This window comes from Flavonifractor sp. An82 (assembly GCF_002159265.1).
Classification (GTDB): domain Bacteria; phylum Bacillota; class Clostridia; order Oscillospirales; family Oscillospiraceae; genus Flavonifractor.
Genome location: NZ_NFHG01000005.1, coordinates 52801 through 68979 on the forward strand (window position 1 = coordinate 52801; position 16179 = coordinate 68979).

Genomic DNA, 16179 nt, shown 5'->3' on the forward strand with positions numbered 1-16179 from the left:
GTCTATTTGCAGTCTGGTCCGCATAGAATTATACACGCTTCTTACAACTTGGACAAGGGGGTAGCTCATATGCAGCCGAATTCCACCATCCTTCTCACCGCACCGCCCGCCCACAGCCGGGCGGCCCTGCGGTTTGGCCTGCCGGTGGCCCACGCCGCCTACCGGGTAGGCGGCGGGCCCCATCTCTTCCGGGCCAATATGCCCATATCCGTCCGTGGGGGCCTGATGGCCCTGGACTGCGTCGGCTTCGATGGCCGGGGCGAGGCCGGTCCCTTCTGTCAGGAGGTAATCCGGGAGTGCTCCGCCCGGGGCTATGACGGCATTTTATGCGACTTCGAGGGCCGCCCCCTCCCCCTGCTGGCGGAGATCGTTCAGACCCTGTCCGGCCTCACCCGGAAGCGGGGCTGGCCCCTCTATGTGCCCGAGGCCTACGGCAGCTGTGCCCAGCATACCCAGGTGCTCATCTCCTCCGCCCTCTCCGGCGGCTCCCTGGTCCAGCGGCTGCGGGAGGCCGCCGCGGCCTACGGGCCGGAGCGGGTGACGCTGGCGGTGGAGCGGGTGGCGGAGGACTTCTATCTCCCCTCCCCCACCGGACAGGGACAGCCCCTGTCCCGGGAGGAGCTGGCCCAGATGCTGGAAGAGCGCAGCCCCTCTGTCTTTTTCTCCAGTGAGCTGTGCGCCCACTACTTTACTTACATGTCCCGGGAGAATGGCGCTCACTTCGTGCTCTTTGACGACGCAGGCTCCATCCGCAAGAAGCTGCGGGTGGCCCGGGATCTGGGCATCCGCCAGGCGGTGTTGTCCTACCCCCAGGTGGAGGATCTGTTGGAGGATATTCTGTCCGGACAGCGGCCATAAAAAACGCAACAGGACCCCGCGCCAACGGCGCGGGGTCCTGTGATTCGTCGTATTAGTAATACTTCTTGCGATTCTTGCGGGCGGCCTCAGACTTCTTGCGGCGCTTAACGCTCGGGCTCTCGTAGTGCTCACGCTTGCGAACCTCGGCCAGAACGCCAGACTTGGCACAGCTGCGCTTGAAACGCTTCAGCGCATTCTCCAAGGACTCGCCGTCCTTCACATGGACTTCCGACATTGACTTCCCCTCCCTCCGAAGCGGCGGGGTTCCACCGCCAAAAGGGCCACACATAGATATGGCTTTAACAGAATCATTGTATGCTATCCGCAAGCAAATGTCAAGAGCAGATTTTTCTTTCTTTTTTCTACCCTCTCAAAACCCTGTGGAAACGCGCTTACTTGGCGATCAGGTTGACCAGCTTGTTGGGCACCAGAATGGTCTTGACCAGGTTCTTGCCCTCGGTGAACTTCTGCACCTTGGGGTCGGCCAGAGCGGCGGCCACCACGGTGGCCTCATCGCTGTCCATGGGCACGGTGACGGTAGCCCGCAGCTTGCCGCACACCTGAACGGCCATCTGCACCTCAGCGGCCACGGTCTTGCTCTCGTCGTAGGCGGGCCAGGCCTGCTGGCAGGCCATGCCGTCGGCATTGAAGCCCAGCATCTCCCACAGCTCCTCGCACATGTGAGGCGCGAAGGGGGAGAGCATCAGCAGCAGGGTCTTGTAGTCACCCTTGGAGCAGCCGTTCTGGTAGAAGTCGTTGACCAGAGCCATCAGGGCGGCAATGGCGGTATTGAACTTCATGGCCTCGATGTCGTCGGCCACCTTCTTGATGGCCTTGTGGATGGCGCTCTCGTTGGCGGGGGTGTACTCCATGGAATCGGTCAGATTCTCGGACAGATTCCACACACGGTCCAGGAAGCGCTTGCAGCCCTTGACGGCGTTATCGCTCCAGGAGGCGGCCTTCTCAAAGTCACCGATGAACATGATATAGGTGCGCATAGTGTCGGCGCCGTACTGGGCCACCACGTCGTTGGGGTTGACCACGTTGCCCCGGCTCTTGGACATCTTCTCGCCGCCCTCGCCCAGGATCATGCCATGGGAGGTGCGCTTCTGGTAGGGCTCCTTGGTGGGCACCACGCCGATGTCATAGAGGAACTTGTGCCAGAACCGGCTGTACAGCAGGTGCAGGGTGGTGTGCTCCATGCCGCCGTTGTACCAGTCCACGGGGCTCCAGTACTCCAGAGCCTCCTTGGAGGCCAGGGCCTTATCATTGTGGGGGTCCATATAGCGCAGGAAGTACCAGGAGGAGCCGGCCCACTGGGGCATGGTGTCGGTCTCACGCTTGGCAGGGCCGCCGCAGTGGGGGCAGGTGGTGTTGACCCAGTCGGTCATCTTGGAGATGGGGGACTCGCCGTCGTCGGTGGGCTCATAGGAGTCCACATCGGGGAGCAGCAGGGGCAGCTGGTCCTCGCTGAGGGGCTGCCAGCCGCACTTCTCGCAGTAAACCATGGGGATGGGCTCGCCCCAGTAGCGCTGACGGGAGAACACCCAGTCACGGAGCTTATAGTTGACCTTGGCCTCGCCGATGCCCTTCTCCTCCAGCCACTTGGTGATGACGGGGATGGCGTCCTTCACGGTCAGGCCATTGAGGAAGTCGGAGTTGACCAGGATACCGGTCTCGTCCTTGGCGGTAAAGGCGGCCTTCTGCACGTCCTCGCCGCCGGAGACCACCTCGATGATCTCGCAGCCGAACTTCTTGGCAAACTCCCAGTCGCGGTCGTCGTGGGCGGGCACGGCCATGATGGCGCCGGTGCCGTAGGTGGCCAGCACATAGTCGGAGATGAAGATGGGGATCTCCTTGCCGTTGACGGGATTGATGCCCTTCACGCCGTCCAGGCACACGCCGGTCTTCTCCTTGTTGAGCTCAGTGCGCTCCAGGTCGGACTTGGAAGCGGCGGCAGTCTGATAGGCCTTGACCTCATCGGCATTGGCCAGCTTGCCGCTCTCCAGCCAGCTCCGCACCAGGGCGTGCTCGGGAGAGAGCACCATATAGGTAGCGCCGAACAGGGTGTCGGGCCGGGTGGTGAACACCACGATATCCTCGCCGGTGGTGGCCTTGAAGGTGACCTCGGCGCCGGTGGAGCGGCCGATCCAGTTCTTCTGCTGGGTCTTGACCCGCTCGATGAAGTCCAGGTCATCCAGGTCGTCGATGAGCCGCTGGGCGTACTCGGTGATCTTGAGCATCCACTGGCTCTTCTCCTTGCGGACCACGGGGGCGCCGCAGCGCTCGCATACGCCGTCCACAACCTCCTCGTTGGCCAGCACGCACTTACAGGAGGTGCACCAGTTCACAGGCATGGTGGTCTTGTAGGCCAGGCCGTGCTTATACAGCTGGAGGAAGATCCACTGGGTCCACTTGTAGTAGGCGGGATCGGTGGTGTTGATGACCCGGTCCCAATCAAAGGAGTAGCCCAGCATATGGAGCTGCTTGGTGAAGTTCTCAATGTTGTCGTGGGTCACCTTGGCGGGGTGGATGTGATTCTTGATGGCGTAGTTCTCGGTGGGCAGGCCGAAGGCATCGTAGCCCATGGGGAACAGCACATTGTAGCCGTCCATCCGCTTCTTGCGGGCCACCACGTCCATGGCGGTATAAGGGCGGGTGTGACCCACGTGCAGGCCCTGTCCGGAGGGATAGGGGAACTCCACCAGGCCGTAGAACTTGGGTTTATCACTGTGGTTCTCACAGTGGAAGGTCTTTTCCTCTGCCCATTTTTTCTGCCACTTAGGCTCGATGGCAGCAAAATCGTACTTCATTGACTGCACTTCCTTGTATCTTGTCCTGGCGGCGTCTGCCGCCTCCATAATCCAGAATATTATACTAGAAATGCAGCATCAATGCAAGAAAAACCATCAGGCCCCGCCGCAAAATGCGGCGAGGCCTGATGAAATTTAAGGCTGCTCCACCAGCCAATAGCCCCGACCGGCGTTCTCCCCCTCCAAAGGGACGTACCACTGGCCCAGGGCCAGGCCGGTCACCTCCTCTGGCTCCACCGGCTCATCATATTCCCAGCAGGTCAGCCGGGCAGTCAGCTGTGGATCTCCCACGCTGCCCCCGCCCCCATGGGTCAGGGGCAGGCGTCTGCCGTCTTTGCAAAAAACGGTTAGTGGGAATGCGTCGACGGTATTCCCGCCGTCGGTTTGGATGGTCACACCCAGGGCGGACAGCTCCGCCTGGAGCAATGGGGTACCGGAAACCTCCCCATTCAGCGGAATCCTTCTGACCGGCAGCTCTTCCGTCGTAAACGCGATCTTCCAGTCATAGATGATCTCCAACTCTCCCAACGGCGGCAGGACGACAGCGGATAGTTCCAACCGGTCCCCAATGGGTGTTGAAAATCCCCACGCTGTAAACTCCAGGAGCGCAGTCTCACTCTCTTCCTCATACCCCACCCACTCCGCTCTGCTGGTTATGGAGCCAGTGTCCTTGCCCCCTTCAAGCGGAATGAGTATCCCGCTCATACGCAGCGTATCGCAGACCAGTTCCCCATCCAAATTGCGCAGTTCGGCATAAACCTTGAGGATGGAGCCGCTGTTCAGCGCAGACACCACCCGAAGCTCCATCCCGTTGGATACATCCGCCCCCTCCACCGGCCGGGCATATTCCGTATATCCTCCCATAGCGCTTTCCAGCATCTGCCGCAGGGTGGGCGACAGAGCAAAGGCCGATACCATCAGTACGCCGCACACCGCCGCCGCTGCCAGCACGGTACGCCAGATCCGCCGGGGCCTCCGGACCGGCTGGACTGCCATGGCCTCTGTCAGCCGGACCTGAAAGTCCTTATCCGGCTCCACCCGGTCCATCCAGGTCTGATAATCCTGCTTCAGCATGGCGTTTCTCCCTCCTCCAAATCCTCCCGCAGCATGGCCCGCGCCCGGCTCAGGCGGGTGCGGATGGTCCCCTCCCGCTTGCCCAGCACCTTGGCAATCTCCGCGGTACTCAGCTCCTCGTAATAATAGAGATGAACTACCACCCGGTAATCCTCAGGCAGCGCCAGGACGGCAGACTCCATCCCCTGCTCCTCCGGCAACTCCGGCGCGGCCATCTGCCCCGCCTCCTCCAATGGCACCGCACGCCTGCGCCAGGGGGAACGGTGCAGATCCCCCGCGCAGTTGGCGGCCACCCGCAGCAGCCAGGCTTTGCAGTGCTCCCCGTCCCGAAAGGCGGGGACTGACCGCACCAGCCGCAGAAAGGTCTCCTGGGTGATGTCCTCCGCGTCCTCCCGGTTCCCGGTCCTGGCGTAGGCCAGCCGGTACACCGCCGTGCTGTACTGTTCCACCAGCCGGGCCGCCTCCTCCCGCTCCATAGCCCACGCTCCTTTCGCCCTTTCTGTATGATACACGGTTTTCTCCGGCAAAATGTTACAGGCCCCGCCGCAAAATGCGGCGGGGCCTGATATTTTGTGAAGAAGCCGATATACTGCAGCATCCTTTCTTTTAAAGGAACAGGGCCTGCTCCACCTTGTTCCAGGCAATGACCTCCCCGTTCCGGATGACCCACCGTCTGGGGGGCGCCAGGCGGATGGCCTCTGCGGCGCTGGATACAGACAGGATCACCAGGTCGGCCCGGCAGCCGGGCTCCACCCCGTAACCGGGCAGCTTCAGGATCTGATTTGCCCCGGTGGTGATCATATCAAGGACCCGCTCGATCTCCCCCGGCAGGCTCATCTGGGCGGCGTGGGCCAACAGGTTGGCCACCTGCAGCATATCCGCGCTGCCGTAGGGGTAGAAGGTATCCTTGATGCAGTCCTGTCCAAAGCTGACGTTGACCCCGGCCTCCAGCAGCTGCTTGACCCGGGTAATGCCCCGCCGGATGGGCTGCCGGTCCTCCCGTCCCTGCAGCATCAGATTTGTGGCGGGATTGGTGATGACCTGGATTCCCGCCTCCTTCACCTTATCAATGACATAGCTGGCATAGTGGTCGTCATAGGCCGCCAGTGCGCAGGTGTGACCCGCCGTCACCCGCCCGGGGGCAAAGTTCCGGGCCATGGCTTCGTCCGCCACCATTTCCAGGGTGCGGTAGAAGGGGTCGTCGGTCTCATCGATGTGCATGTCAATCTCGGCGTTGAACTGCTCCGCCAGATCAAAGCAGTATTTGACGTGGGCCAGGCTGTCCGCCGGGCTGGCCTCATTGGCGGGCATTCCGCCCACCACGTCGGCTCCCCGTTCCATGGCCTGCCGCATCAACTCCGCACAACCCGGGTCCTTTTGAATCCCCTCCTGAGGGAAAGCCACGATTTGCAGATCAATGGCGCTGCGATACCGCTCCCGCAGCTCCAGCACGCCCTCCAGCGGAGTCAGGCCGCCGATGGTGTCCACATCCACATGACTGCGCATCCCCAGCGTGCCGTTTGCCACCGCCCGGCGGACCACATCTTCTCCCCGGGCCACGATATCCTCCACGGTATAGCTGCGCTTCTTCTCCCACAGAAGGGCAATGGCCTCCTTCAGCGTTCCGCTCCTGTTGGGGCCGGTCACATCGCTGACATTGACCTTGTCCAGGTGGATATGGGGGTCCAGAAAGGCCGGAACCACCAGTCCACCCTCCGCGTCCAGCACCTGGTCACAGGGCTGTGTCAGTTGGTCCGCGATCTGAGTGATCCGTCCTTGCTCCACCAGAATATCCGCCTGGGCCTCCCGCCCCCGCAGTCTGGCATTTCGGATGTGCAGTCGTTTCATGGGGTATAAACCTCCTTTTGACCTGACGCGTTTAAGTTTCCTCCTTTTTTGATTATATCAACCCGGTTTTGGTCCGTCAATTCTGTTTCCGCATCCGTTCACACTTTTCCTCTGCCGCTTCATCTATATTGATAAACGATAAAAATACATTGACAAACAATGCTGCCCATGGTACAGTGATGCCAAAGGAGGGATCGCTATGGAGCGAACCGGCGTTCAGAAGCTGGCCCACATACTGAAAATACTGGTGACCATCACCTTTGTGTGCAATCTCATTGCGCTGATCATGGTGCCGGGACTGGTACACATCAGCCTGCAGCAGGGTCTTGCGGCGTGGTGGGATTATGATATCGACGACACGCTGCACATGCTGCTCATCGGGGGTTGGTCCCTGTTGGGCTTCAACGGTCCTTACGCGGATGTTTTGTCCGGTTTCCTGCTCTTCTGCGGCGGATGTATGGCGGTCATCCTGTGGCAGGGCCGACGGGTGCTGAATACCATTCTCAAAGCCACCCCCTTCTGCATGGAGAACCGCCTCAACCTGTTCCGCGCCGGGGTCTGCTGCTTTCTCATCTCGGCCGCCGCTCTGATCCGGGTGATCTGGCGGCTGTGCTATGACCAGTCCATGGCTCCCCTGTTCAGCTACAACGCTCTCTTTGTCCCCCTGTTCTTCCTAGGCGGGCTGCTCTGTCTGGTCATGTCCGCCCTCTTCCGCCAGGCAGCGGAAATGAAGGCGGAAAACGACCTGACCATTTGAGGAGGTGTTCCCATGCCCATCGTTGTAAACCTGGATGTGATGATGGCCAAGCGGAAAATGAGCCTCAACGAGCTGTCCGCCAAGGTGGACGTCACCCTGGCCAATCTGTCCATTCTGAAAAACAATCACGCCCGGGCGGTGCGCTTCACCACCCTGGAGGCCATCTGCAAGGCCCTGGACTGCCAGCCCGGGGACATCCTGGAATATGTACCGGAGGAGGAGTGAGCCATGGCGGTATTGGTCGCTATGATCCTGTTGGGCGCTCTTGGCCTGGGGATGCTGTCCTGGGGGCTGGGGGTGGCCGCACTGGTCAGCAGGAAGGAGCCGCTCAGCGTGTGCAGCCTGATCTGCTGCGCGCTGGCTCTGCTGCTGGCCTGCACCTACTTTTACGGCGGGGTACAGTGTGAGGACTGGTCCACTCTGATGGACACCGCCGGCGCCATGCTGCTCTCCGCCACAGTGCTGACGGCGGTAAGCCTGCTGCTCAACGGCGGCGCTCTGGTGCGCCGGTACCTGGGAGGAAAATCGGGATGATTCATTTTATCTCCATGCTGCTGGCGCTGCTTCTTCTGGCATCCTGCAACGGCAGAAGTGACTCACCTGGCTATGCCGCCCGTCAGCTTGACCTGGATTTGCCCGCGTACCAGAGTTTTTCCGTTGCCGACAGCCACGGCGGCTTTCACGGGGACGGCCTGCTCCACATGGAGCTGGTCTTTTCTCCGGAGGATGGAGCCACGGTAGCCGAAAGCGTCTCCTCCCACCCCAGCGGCCGCTGGAACCCCTTCCCCATGGATGAGGAGATGGAGCAGTTCCTTTGGGGCGGCGGGGCCGGGATGGCAGGGTGGCCGGTGCCGGAGGAGGGCTGGTGGTACCTGATGGACCGTCAGACCGACGGTGAGGGCAGCATGTTCCACCGTTACTCCCAGAACTACACCTTCGCCTGCTACGACAGCCAGACGAATACCCTCCGTTACTTGGAATTGGATACCTAAGAAAAAACAGGGCGCCTGCAAAAGCAGGCGCCCTGTATCTCTGATTAAGCCTTTTTCTTCTGTTCCTGCCGGACCAGCTTGACGCAGGCGGCAATGACGCCGAAGAGGAACCAGTAGGTGAACATATTCCGGGGGTAGAACCAGGTGTACTCGGCCACACTGACCACCAGGATACCACAGAAGGCGCCCAGTCCGGCGGCCAGCATCCGCTTGGTACGCTTGTCCAGGGCGGCCCGGAAGGCCTTGACACCGCACTTCAGCTGATAGAGCAGCAGCGCCAGGAAGGAGATAATGCCCCAGATACCAGCTTCCGCCCACATCTGCAGGTAATTGTTGTGGGTATGGATGGGATAGGTGCCGTCAAAGTTTGTGGGATAGGTCTGGAACACCTGCTTCATCACGTCGGTGCCCAAGCCCACGCCCTTGACCCAGTGGTCCCGCATCAGGTTCTCCGTGGTGGAGTAAATCTCAAAGCGGTACTGGGTGGAGCTATCCTGGGTGTTGGTGATGGTGAGGATCCGGTTGTAGATGGTCTCCGGCAGGAAGGGGATAGCCACCACCCCGGCCAGGATAAACAGGGGTACCCACCGCCAGTCCATGAGGGCCAGGAAGACCAGCACTGCCAGCGTCAGACCGATCCAGCAGGAACGGCCGTAGGTCAGGCCGATGGCCACCACGCCCACGCACAGGGCCAACAAGGAGAGGATCTTGCCCCGCCAGCGGGAGTTGAGGAAGAGGGCCATGTCCAGCGGCAGCAGCATGACCAGCTGCTCGGCAAAGTTATTGGGATTGTCAAAGAAGGAATAGACCCGGCCGGGCATACCGGCGTTGACGGTCATATCCTGCTGGGAGGCCACCACCTCCACGCCCACATATCCCTGGTAGCAGCCATAGAGGGCGGCAACGGAGAGGCCCAGTACCGCCAGAGCCACCATCAGCTGGAGCTGCTCATACTTGCGCACGGTGCTCACCACCAGCAGTACCAGCAGGAAGGCGGTCAGGTGGAAGGCAAAGAAGCGCATGGACAGACGGGTGGAAATGGACCCAACCAGGGCAATGCAGATGAAGGCCATGTAGAGGGTCATATAGGGGCCCAGGGTGTCCAACTCCAGCCGGTCACGGGCCCGGGAGGCGCTGCCGATGATGAACAGGCCGGTAACGGCCATCACGCCCAGCAGGCCATAAGTGTTGTTCCACATCTCATGGGGAGCTACCAGCATGACCAGCATGAACAGGCCCAGGAAGAAGAACCCCGCCCCGCCCACGGCGCCCAGAAAGCGACAGAACAGGCTGCCGTCCCACACCGGGCGGCCGATCTTGTAGATCCATTTACAGATGGCGCAGGGGATATTGATAATGCCGGTAAACAGCTGACAGGACAGGCTATTGGGCCAGGCCTTGGGCACCGTGCCCTCCCGCCACACAAAGCGGAAGATGGCGCTGCCCCGGAGCTGTCTGGTAAACCACCGTTCCAGGCCGGCACACACCCGGCCGGGCAGGCTGCCTCCCCAGGCATGCCGGACTCCCAACCAGAAGGCCAGGAAGAACCGGACAAAAAGACTGTTTGTTGCGATAGACATATGGCTTTTTTACTCCTTGGAATCAGTCGTGAAGAGCCTTCTCATAGACACCGTAAGTGACTTTCGCCATCTTGTGGATCTCGAACTTCTCCTCAATGGTCCGCAGGGCGTTGGCCCGACACTGTGCGGTAAAGTCGGGGTCCTCCAAAAACCGCTTCATGGCCCCTGCCATGGAGTCGGGATCATCATAGGTCACCAGCAGGCCGCATCCCGCCTCATCGTTGACGATATCGGAGTTGCCCCCCATATCGGTGGCAATCACCGGCAGGCCGGCGGCCATGGCCTCGATGATGAGGAAGGACAGCGCCTCGTGCTGAGAAGAATTGACATACAGGTCGGAACCCTTGTACAGGTTCTTGATGTCCTTGCGGAAGCCGATGAATTTCACCTGCTCCTCCAGCCCCAGCTCTTTGACCTGGGCCTTGGAGGGCTCCAGCAGGGGGCCGTCCCCTGCCAACACCAGGGTAAAGGGCTTATCCGTCAGCTGAGTCAGCCGCTTCACCGAGTCGATGAGATACTTGTGTCCTTTGTCGTCGGCGAAACGGGAGGCACACAGCATCACAAACTGGTCCTCAGGCAGCCCCAGCTCGGAGCGCAGGGTGGATTCAGACCGATCTCCCGCCCATGCCTCCAGATCCACGGCGTTGAAAATGACCTGGATCCGGTCAGCGCTCCAGCCGTTGACAATGAGCTGTTCCTTGCCCTTGTTGCACACAGCGATCATCTGGTCCTGCCGCTTATCCATCCAACGGTTGGACAGGCGGGTAACAAAATCGTTTGCCAGTACAAAATGGTTGGTGTACACCACTCGGATCTTCTTGTTGTACTTCTTGGCCAGCAGGGCGGTGTAGTGCTCCCGCAGGTAGTGGCAGTGGATCAGGTCGATATCCCACTCCCGGCACAGCTGGGCCAGAGCTTTTGCGGCCTGCTTGTCAAACCGGCGGCGCATGGTGATCTGGCGGCAGGGGACTCCCATGGCCTCCAGCCGCTCCACCAGCAGCCCGCCCTCGTTATAGGCAAAGAAGGGCTGGACCAGTCCGTCGGCGGAGAGGTATTTGACCAGAGTCTCCACATACCGCTCGGTCCCCGCCTTGCCCGCGTAGTTCAGCAGATAAAGCACCTTCAGCATGGCAATGCTCTCCTTTAATATCGGCGGATCACTTCTCCGCCCAGTTGCCGGTGGCCTCCGCCTTCAGATAGGCATTGATGAACCCGTCCAGGTCGCCGTCCATCACGCCGTTGACATTGCTGGTCTCATAGCCGGTGCGGTTGTCCTTCACCAGCTGGTAGGGCATGAATACGTAGGAACGGATCTGGCTGCCCCACTCAATCTTCAGCTGCACGCCCTTGATGTCGGAGATCTTCTCGGCGTGCTGCTGCATCTTCAGCTCCACCAGCTTGGCCCGCAGCATCCGCAGACAGGTGTCCTTGTTCTGGAACTGACTGCGCTCGGTCTGGCAGGAAACCACGATACCGGTAGCGTGGTGGATCAGACGGACGGCGGAGGAGGTCTTGTTGATGTGCTGACCACCGGCGCCGGAGGAACGGAAGACCTGCATCTCGTAGTCCTCGGGCCGGATCTCCACGTCGGCGTCCTCGGGCAGGTCGGGCATGACCTCAATGGCGGCAAAGGAGGTCTGCCGCCGGGCGTTGGCGTCAAAGGGGGACACCCGCACCAGCCGGTGAACACCGTGCTCGCTGCGCAGGTGGCCGTAGGCGTTCTCACCCTCGATGAGGATGGTGGCGCTCTTCAGACCGGCCTCATCGCCGTCCAGATAGTCCAGGGTCTTGCAGGTGAAGCCATGGCGCTCCGCCCAGCGGGTGTACATTCGGAAGAGCATCTGGGCCCAGTCCTGAGCCTCGGTACCGCCGGCACCGGCGTGGAAGGTAAGGATGGCGTTGGAGTTGTCATACTCGCCGGTGAAGAGGGTGGACAGCTTGGCCTCCTCGATGTCGGCCTCCAGCTTAGCAAACCCTTCTTCCAGCTCAGGGACCAGGCTCTCGTCCTCCATCTCGTTGCCCAGCTCACACAGGGTCATCAGGTCCTCCCACTGGCCCTGCCGCTTCTCCTGGCCCTCGATCTTGTCCCGCAGGTTCTTGACCCGCTGCTGTACCTTCTGGGCCTTCTCCAGGTTGTCCCAGAAGCCGTCAGAGGCAGACTCAGACTCCAGCATCTCAGCCTCCCGCCGGGCGGCGTCCAGACCCAGAGCCTGCTCCAGCTCATCCAACTCCGGCCGCAGGTTATTGAGCTTAACCTTATATTCATCAAACTGTAACATAGATCCACTCTCATTTCCGTAAAATAGCCCTACTATTATATCCAACCGCGGCACCAATGTAAAGAGAGGGGCATCAAAAAACCGCCCGAAGCCGGGCGGTTTTTATGTGAGATTCTGCTTCATCGGTCACTGGCAGACCAGGCCGGATCACAAAAGATCAAATCATCCACATCTCCGCTGGGACCAGTGCGCTGAACGGTATCGTCATGCGGGTACTGCTTCATGGGTTTCCCTCCTTCCGGTGTATACGTATCAGTATATGCCGGAGGGGCGGAAAGATGTGTACGATTCCTGTCGCAGGATTTTTTGAAATTAGGGGTTGACACAGCTTCCCTGCTGTGGTATTCTAATTGGGCACTCAAGAAACGCGAGATCGGAGCCCTCCACGCCGGAGTGGCGGAATTGGCAGACGCCCGGGACTTAAAATCCCGTGGGAGTAATCCCGTGCCGGTTCGATCCCGGTCTCCGGCACCATATCGCGGGGTAGAGCAGTTTGGTAGCTCGTCGGGCTCATAACCCGGAGGTCGGAGGTTCAAATCCTCCCCCCGCAACCATAAAAGCCTTGAAATCGAAAGATTTTAAGGCTTTTCTTTTTTTCAAAACAAATTGATTGGCTTTTCTGACATACGCTTCAAAGACACAGATCACCTTACAAGCGGTCAAAACTACACTGCAAATACCGACCGCCATCCCAGCGCCTGTGCGCTGAGATGGCGGTCTTCTTAAAATATTTGGTTCACAGCTCAGAAATGCCGCCGGACCTGGCCGGGGTGATCCAGGGTGTAGCCCCCCAGCCCCTCCAGCCGGACGCGGAACTCCGGCGAGGCCAGCGTTTCCAAGAGACGCCGGACCATGGGGGTGTCCCAGGCGTAGTCGGGGATGAGAAGGTCGTACTGCTCCACGCACACGGGCAGGAAGTCCAGCCCATACAGCCGGGCGGCGGACCAGATGCCCATGCCCGCGTCAGCGGTACCCGAGGCAATCTGGGCGGCCACCGAGGTGTGGGTGAACTCCTCCCGGTCGTAGCCGTAGATCTGGGAGCGGTCCACGTTTTCCTGCTTGCACAGATAATCGGCCAGGATGCGGGTGCCCGAGCCCTTTTGCCGGTTCACATACCGCAGGCCCGGCCGGACGATATCCCGGAAGCCCGAAAGTCCCAGAGGATTGCCGGGGGCCACCATCAGCCCCTGGGTACGGCCCACGCACTCCACCTGATACACCCCGCCGTTGGGGAAGTATTTTTCCAGGTAGGCGGTGTTGTAGGTGCCGTCGGCCTCGTTCAGCAGGTGACAGCCCGCCGCGTGGGTCCTCCCCTGGCGGATAGCCATGATTCCGCCCATGGAGCCCACGTGGGAGGAGCTCATAAAGACGGTGGGGTCGGCACTGTGCATCAGGTCGGACACCTCGTCCAGCAGGGGGTCGTGGCTGCCGATGACCACCAGGGTACGCTCCAGCTCGGCAGCGGGGCGGAGGAGCTGGACCGTGACCCGCTCTCCTGCCTCATATCCCTCGGTACCCTGGGGGATCTCCACAATGCCGTCGGCCTTCATAAAGGAGGATACCACGCCGCTCCCCCGGGCCAGAGGGGAGGCCACCAGCTTCTCCCCCACCTTGCCCATGCGCACCCGCACAAATTCCCGGTACTTGAGGCCGGACACCACGCTGCGGGCCAGGGTAGCCTCCACCGTAGGGGCGTTCGGCCCTTTGAGGCCGGTGAACTCTTCCACCAGCGGCTTTAAAAGCTGCTGGATGACCAGGATACCCGACACGGGGTAGCCCGGCACACCCAGGATGGGCACGCTGCCCTTACAGCCCAGGATGGCCGGCTTGCCGGGCTTGATGGCCAGGCCGTGGCAGAACACCTCCCCCACCTCCCGGATGACGGCGGCGGAGTAGTCCTCCCGCCCCGCCGAGGACCCGGCGTTGAGAATCACTATGTCGCACTGACCGGCGGCCGCCTCCACGGCGGCGCGGATGTCTTCCTTCACGTCCTTCACGATGGGGAAGGTACGGGGTAGTGCCCCCCACTCCTCCAGCATGGCGGAGAAGATGGAGGAGTTGAACTCCAGCACGTCGCCGGGATTGGGGTCGGCGGTGGGAGGCACCACCTCGTCCCCGGTGGGGATGATGCCCACCACAGGGCGGGCAAACACGTTCACTTCCAGCACGCCCCCGGCGAGCATAGAGCCGATGGCGGCGGGGGTGATGGCGGTGCGTCCGGGAAGGATCATCTCTCCGGCGCAGATATCCTCGCCGATCTGCCGGACATGCTGCCAGGGGGCCACGGCGTCGTGGAGAACGGCAGTCGTATCCTCCCACACCACGTCCTCGATCATCACCACGGCGTCCCGCCCATCGGGGAGGGGATCGCCGGTGTCCACCACCGTGTACTGTTCGGCGGCCAGCCGCACCGGGGTGGTGTCGCTGGCCCCGAAGGTGTGCCGGGCAGTGACGGCGATGCCGTCCATGGCGCAGGCCGGGTAGTGGGGGGCGCAGATGTGGGCATAGACCGCCCCGGCAGTGATCCGCCCCCGGGCCTGGGGGACCGGGACAGTCTCCGTGCGGGGGGCAAAGCCCCGCTGGCGCAGGAAGGCGGGATATTCATCCAATGCCTGCTCCAGAGGCATATTGGTGAGATAGTTAAAGGCCATGGCAATCTTCCTCCTATTGAGCGGTAAAGGTGATGACCGGGATCTCCGTTCCGGCGGCGAAGCCCTCGCAGTCCCGGGGGATGCAGAAATAGCCGTCCGCCCCGGCCAGCGTGGTGATGAGCCCAGACTTGCCCCGGATGGGGCGGGCCAGCAGCGTTCCGTTTTCCTCGTGCAGGAAGACCCCGTTGTACTGGGCCCGGCCGTGGTTGGCACCCACTGTCTCGGTGAGGATGGCCTTGAGGGCCCGGCGGCGGATGGTCCTCCCCTCCAGCCGTGCCAGCAGGGGGCAGACAAAGAGGTGGGTGGAAAAGAGGGCGGCCACCGGGTGGCCGGGGAGCCCCATCAGGGGCTTTTTCCCTGCGCGGGCCAGCAGGGTGGGCTTTCCGGGCTTCATGGCGACGCCGTGGAAGAGGAGCTCCCCGAAGGAGGAGAGTACTGTCACGGCGGCGTCCCTGGTACCCACCGAGCTTCCGCCCGAGAGGACCACCAGGTCATTTTCCGCCAGAGCCTGTGCCACTCCGGCGCGGAGGGCGGGCTCGTTGTCGGGGAAGATACCGTATTGGGTCACCCGTGCCCCCGCCTGGGTGAGCACCGCCCCCACCAGGGGGGCGTTCACGTCCCGGACCTCACCGGGGCCGGGGACCCGCTCCGGAGGCACAATCTCGTCCCCGGTGGAGAGCACCCCCACCCGCACCCGGGGAAGCACCGGAACTTCCGTCACCCCCAGGGCGGCCAGCGCCCCGATGTCCTGGGGCTGGAGCCGCCGGGAGGCAGGCAGGACCAGGTCCCCCGGCTTCACGTCGTCTCCTTTGAAAATGAGGTTATTGCCCGGGGCAACGCTCTTGAGGATGCCGATGGTGCCGTCGCCGTAATCCTCGCTGTACTCCACCATCTGTACCCCGTCGGCCCCCGGAGGAAGGGCGCCGCCGGTGGGGATGGCCATGCACTGGTCCGGGCCCACGGTCCCCGGGGGGGCCTCCCCCATGAGCACCTCTCCCACCCGGGTGAGGAGGGCTGGGAAGGCATCGGAACAGCCAAAGGTGTCGGCAGAGCGGAGCGCGTAGCCGTCCACGGTAGAGCGGTCGAAGCCGGGGACGAACTCGGACGCCCGGATATCAGAAGCCAGTACCCGGCCCAGGGCGTCATCCAGCGGGACGGTCTCAGCCGGGCGGTCCAGAGGGGTAAAGGCGGTCCGGATCAGATCCAGCACCTCGTCGGGAGTTTTGACGGTGAGCATGTTCCTCATCTCCTGTGGAGAGGGGCTTGTGCCCCTCCGCTAAAATAGTGGTAATCAAGCCGCTGGCCGGACAGGGGCGGCGTCCTGGAA

The 16179-nt window shown here is 61.7% G+C and carries 15 protein-coding genes and 2 tRNA genes; 7 read left to right on the forward strand and 10 right to left on the reverse strand.

Annotation, left to right across the window (positions count from 1 at the left end):
• Window positions 1–69 precede the first annotated feature (69 nt).
• Complete coding sequence (locus B5G34_RS07430; RefSeq protein WP_087335706.1) at window positions 70–858, forward strand: hypothetical protein; 789 nt, start codon at window positions 70–72, stop codon at window positions 856–858.
• Window positions 859–910: 52 nt separating this feature from the next.
• Here B5G34_RS07430 and rpsU read toward each other — a convergent pair whose 3' ends face one another.
• From rpsU to B5G34_RS07455, 5 genes are all read right to left on the reverse strand, one after another.
• On the reverse strand, window positions 911–1093 hold the full coding sequence (gene rpsU, locus B5G34_RS07435) for a 30S ribosomal protein S21 (RefSeq protein WP_009259223.1): 183 nt from the start codon (window positions 1091–1093) through the stop codon (window positions 911–913).
• A gap of 157 nt (window positions 1094–1250) precedes the next feature.
• Window positions 1251–3671, reverse strand: coding sequence for a leucine--tRNA ligase (gene leuS, locus B5G34_RS07440; RefSeq protein WP_087335708.1), 2421 nt, complete (start codon window positions 3669–3671; stop codon window positions 1251–1253).
• Window positions 3672–3806: 135 nt separating this feature from the next.
• Complete coding sequence (locus B5G34_RS07445) at window positions 3807–4745, reverse strand: DUF4179 domain-containing protein (RefSeq protein ID WP_087335711.1); 939 nt, start codon at window positions 4743–4745, stop codon at window positions 3807–3809.
• The gene (locus B5G34_RS07450; RefSeq protein ID WP_087335712.1) at window positions 4739–5221 is read right to left on the reverse strand and encodes a sigma-70 family RNA polymerase sigma factor; all 483 of its coding nucleotides are present in this window, start codon (window positions 5219–5221) and stop codon (window positions 4739–4741) included. The genes B5G34_RS07445 and B5G34_RS07450 overlap by 7 nt, the downstream gene beginning before the upstream one ends.
• Before the next feature lie 130 nt (window positions 5222–5351).
• Window positions 5352–6593, reverse strand: coding sequence for an amidohydrolase family protein (locus B5G34_RS07455; protein ID WP_087335714.1), 1242 nt, complete (start codon window positions 6591–6593; stop codon window positions 5352–5354).
• Window positions 6594–6792: 199 nt separating this feature from the next.
• On the opposite strand from B5G34_RS07455, the gene B5G34_RS07460 reads away from it, so the two are divergent.
• From B5G34_RS07460 to B5G34_RS07475, 4 genes are read left to right on the forward strand one after another with little or no spacing between them, the layout of a single operon-like run.
• Complete coding sequence (locus B5G34_RS07460; protein WP_087335716.1) at window positions 6793–7350, forward strand: DUF2975 domain-containing protein; 558 nt, start codon at window positions 6793–6795, stop codon at window positions 7348–7350.
• Window positions 7351–7362: 12 nt separating this feature from the next.
• Entirely contained in the window at window positions 7363–7575 is a 213-nt protein-coding gene (locus B5G34_RS07465) for a helix-turn-helix transcriptional regulator (RefSeq protein WP_087335717.1), read from the forward strand.
• A 3-nt stretch (window positions 7576–7578) separates the two neighbouring features.
• Window positions 7579–7884 carry a hypothetical protein gene (locus B5G34_RS07470; protein WP_087335718.1) on the forward strand — a complete coding sequence of 102 codons (306 nt, stop codon included), beginning with the start codon at window positions 7579–7581 and terminating at the stop codon, window positions 7882–7884.
• A complete protein-coding gene (locus B5G34_RS07475) occupies window positions 7881–8342 on the forward strand; it encodes a hypothetical protein (RefSeq protein WP_087335720.1) in 462 nt (153 codons plus the stop codon). Before B5G34_RS07470 ends, B5G34_RS07475 begins: the two co-directional genes overlap by 4 nt.
• Before the next feature lie 44 nt (window positions 8343–8386).
• On the opposite strand, the gene B5G34_RS07480 is transcribed toward B5G34_RS07475, so the two are convergent.
• Genes B5G34_RS07480 through prfB form a run of 3 tightly spaced genes read right to left on the reverse strand, consistent with a single transcriptional unit; the run spans window position 8387 to window position 12201 of the window.
• A complete protein-coding gene (locus tag B5G34_RS07480) occupies window positions 8387–9922 on the reverse strand; it encodes an O-antigen ligase family protein (protein ID WP_087335722.1) in 1536 nt (511 codons plus the stop codon).
• Between the two features lie 22 nt (window positions 9923–9944).
• Window positions 9945–11051 (reverse strand): glycosyltransferase, encoded by a 1107-nt coding sequence (locus B5G34_RS07485; protein WP_087335724.1) that lies wholly within the window; start codon window positions 11049–11051, stop codon window positions 9945–9947.
• A gap of 28 nt (window positions 11052–11079) precedes the next feature.
• Entirely contained in the window at window positions 11080–12201 is a 1122-nt protein-coding gene (gene prfB, locus B5G34_RS07490; protein WP_087335726.1) for a peptide chain release factor 2, read from the reverse strand.
• Window positions 12202–12588: 387 nt separating this feature from the next.
• On the opposite strand from prfB, the gene B5G34_RS07495 reads away from it, so the two are divergent.
• A tRNA-Leu gene (locus tag B5G34_RS07495) sits at window positions 12589–12675 on the forward strand.
• Between the two features lie 3 nt (window positions 12676–12678).
• A tRNA-Met gene (locus B5G34_RS07500) sits at window positions 12679–12755 on the forward strand.
• Between the two features lie 189 nt (window positions 12756–12944).
• Here the strand turns inward: B5G34_RS07500 and B5G34_RS07505 are convergent.
• Window positions 12945–14852: a molybdopterin biosynthesis protein gene (locus B5G34_RS07505; protein ID WP_087335728.1), complete on the reverse strand. Its 1908-nt coding sequence runs from the start codon at window positions 14850–14852 to the stop codon at window positions 12945–12947.
• Between the two features lie 13 nt (window positions 14853–14865).
• The gene (gene glp / locus B5G34_RS07510; protein WP_242956920.1) at window positions 14866–16089 is read right to left on the reverse strand and encodes a gephyrin-like molybdotransferase Glp; all 1224 of its coding nucleotides are present in this window, start codon (window positions 16087–16089) and stop codon (window positions 14866–14868) included.
• Window positions 16090–16179 lie beyond the last annotated feature (90 nt).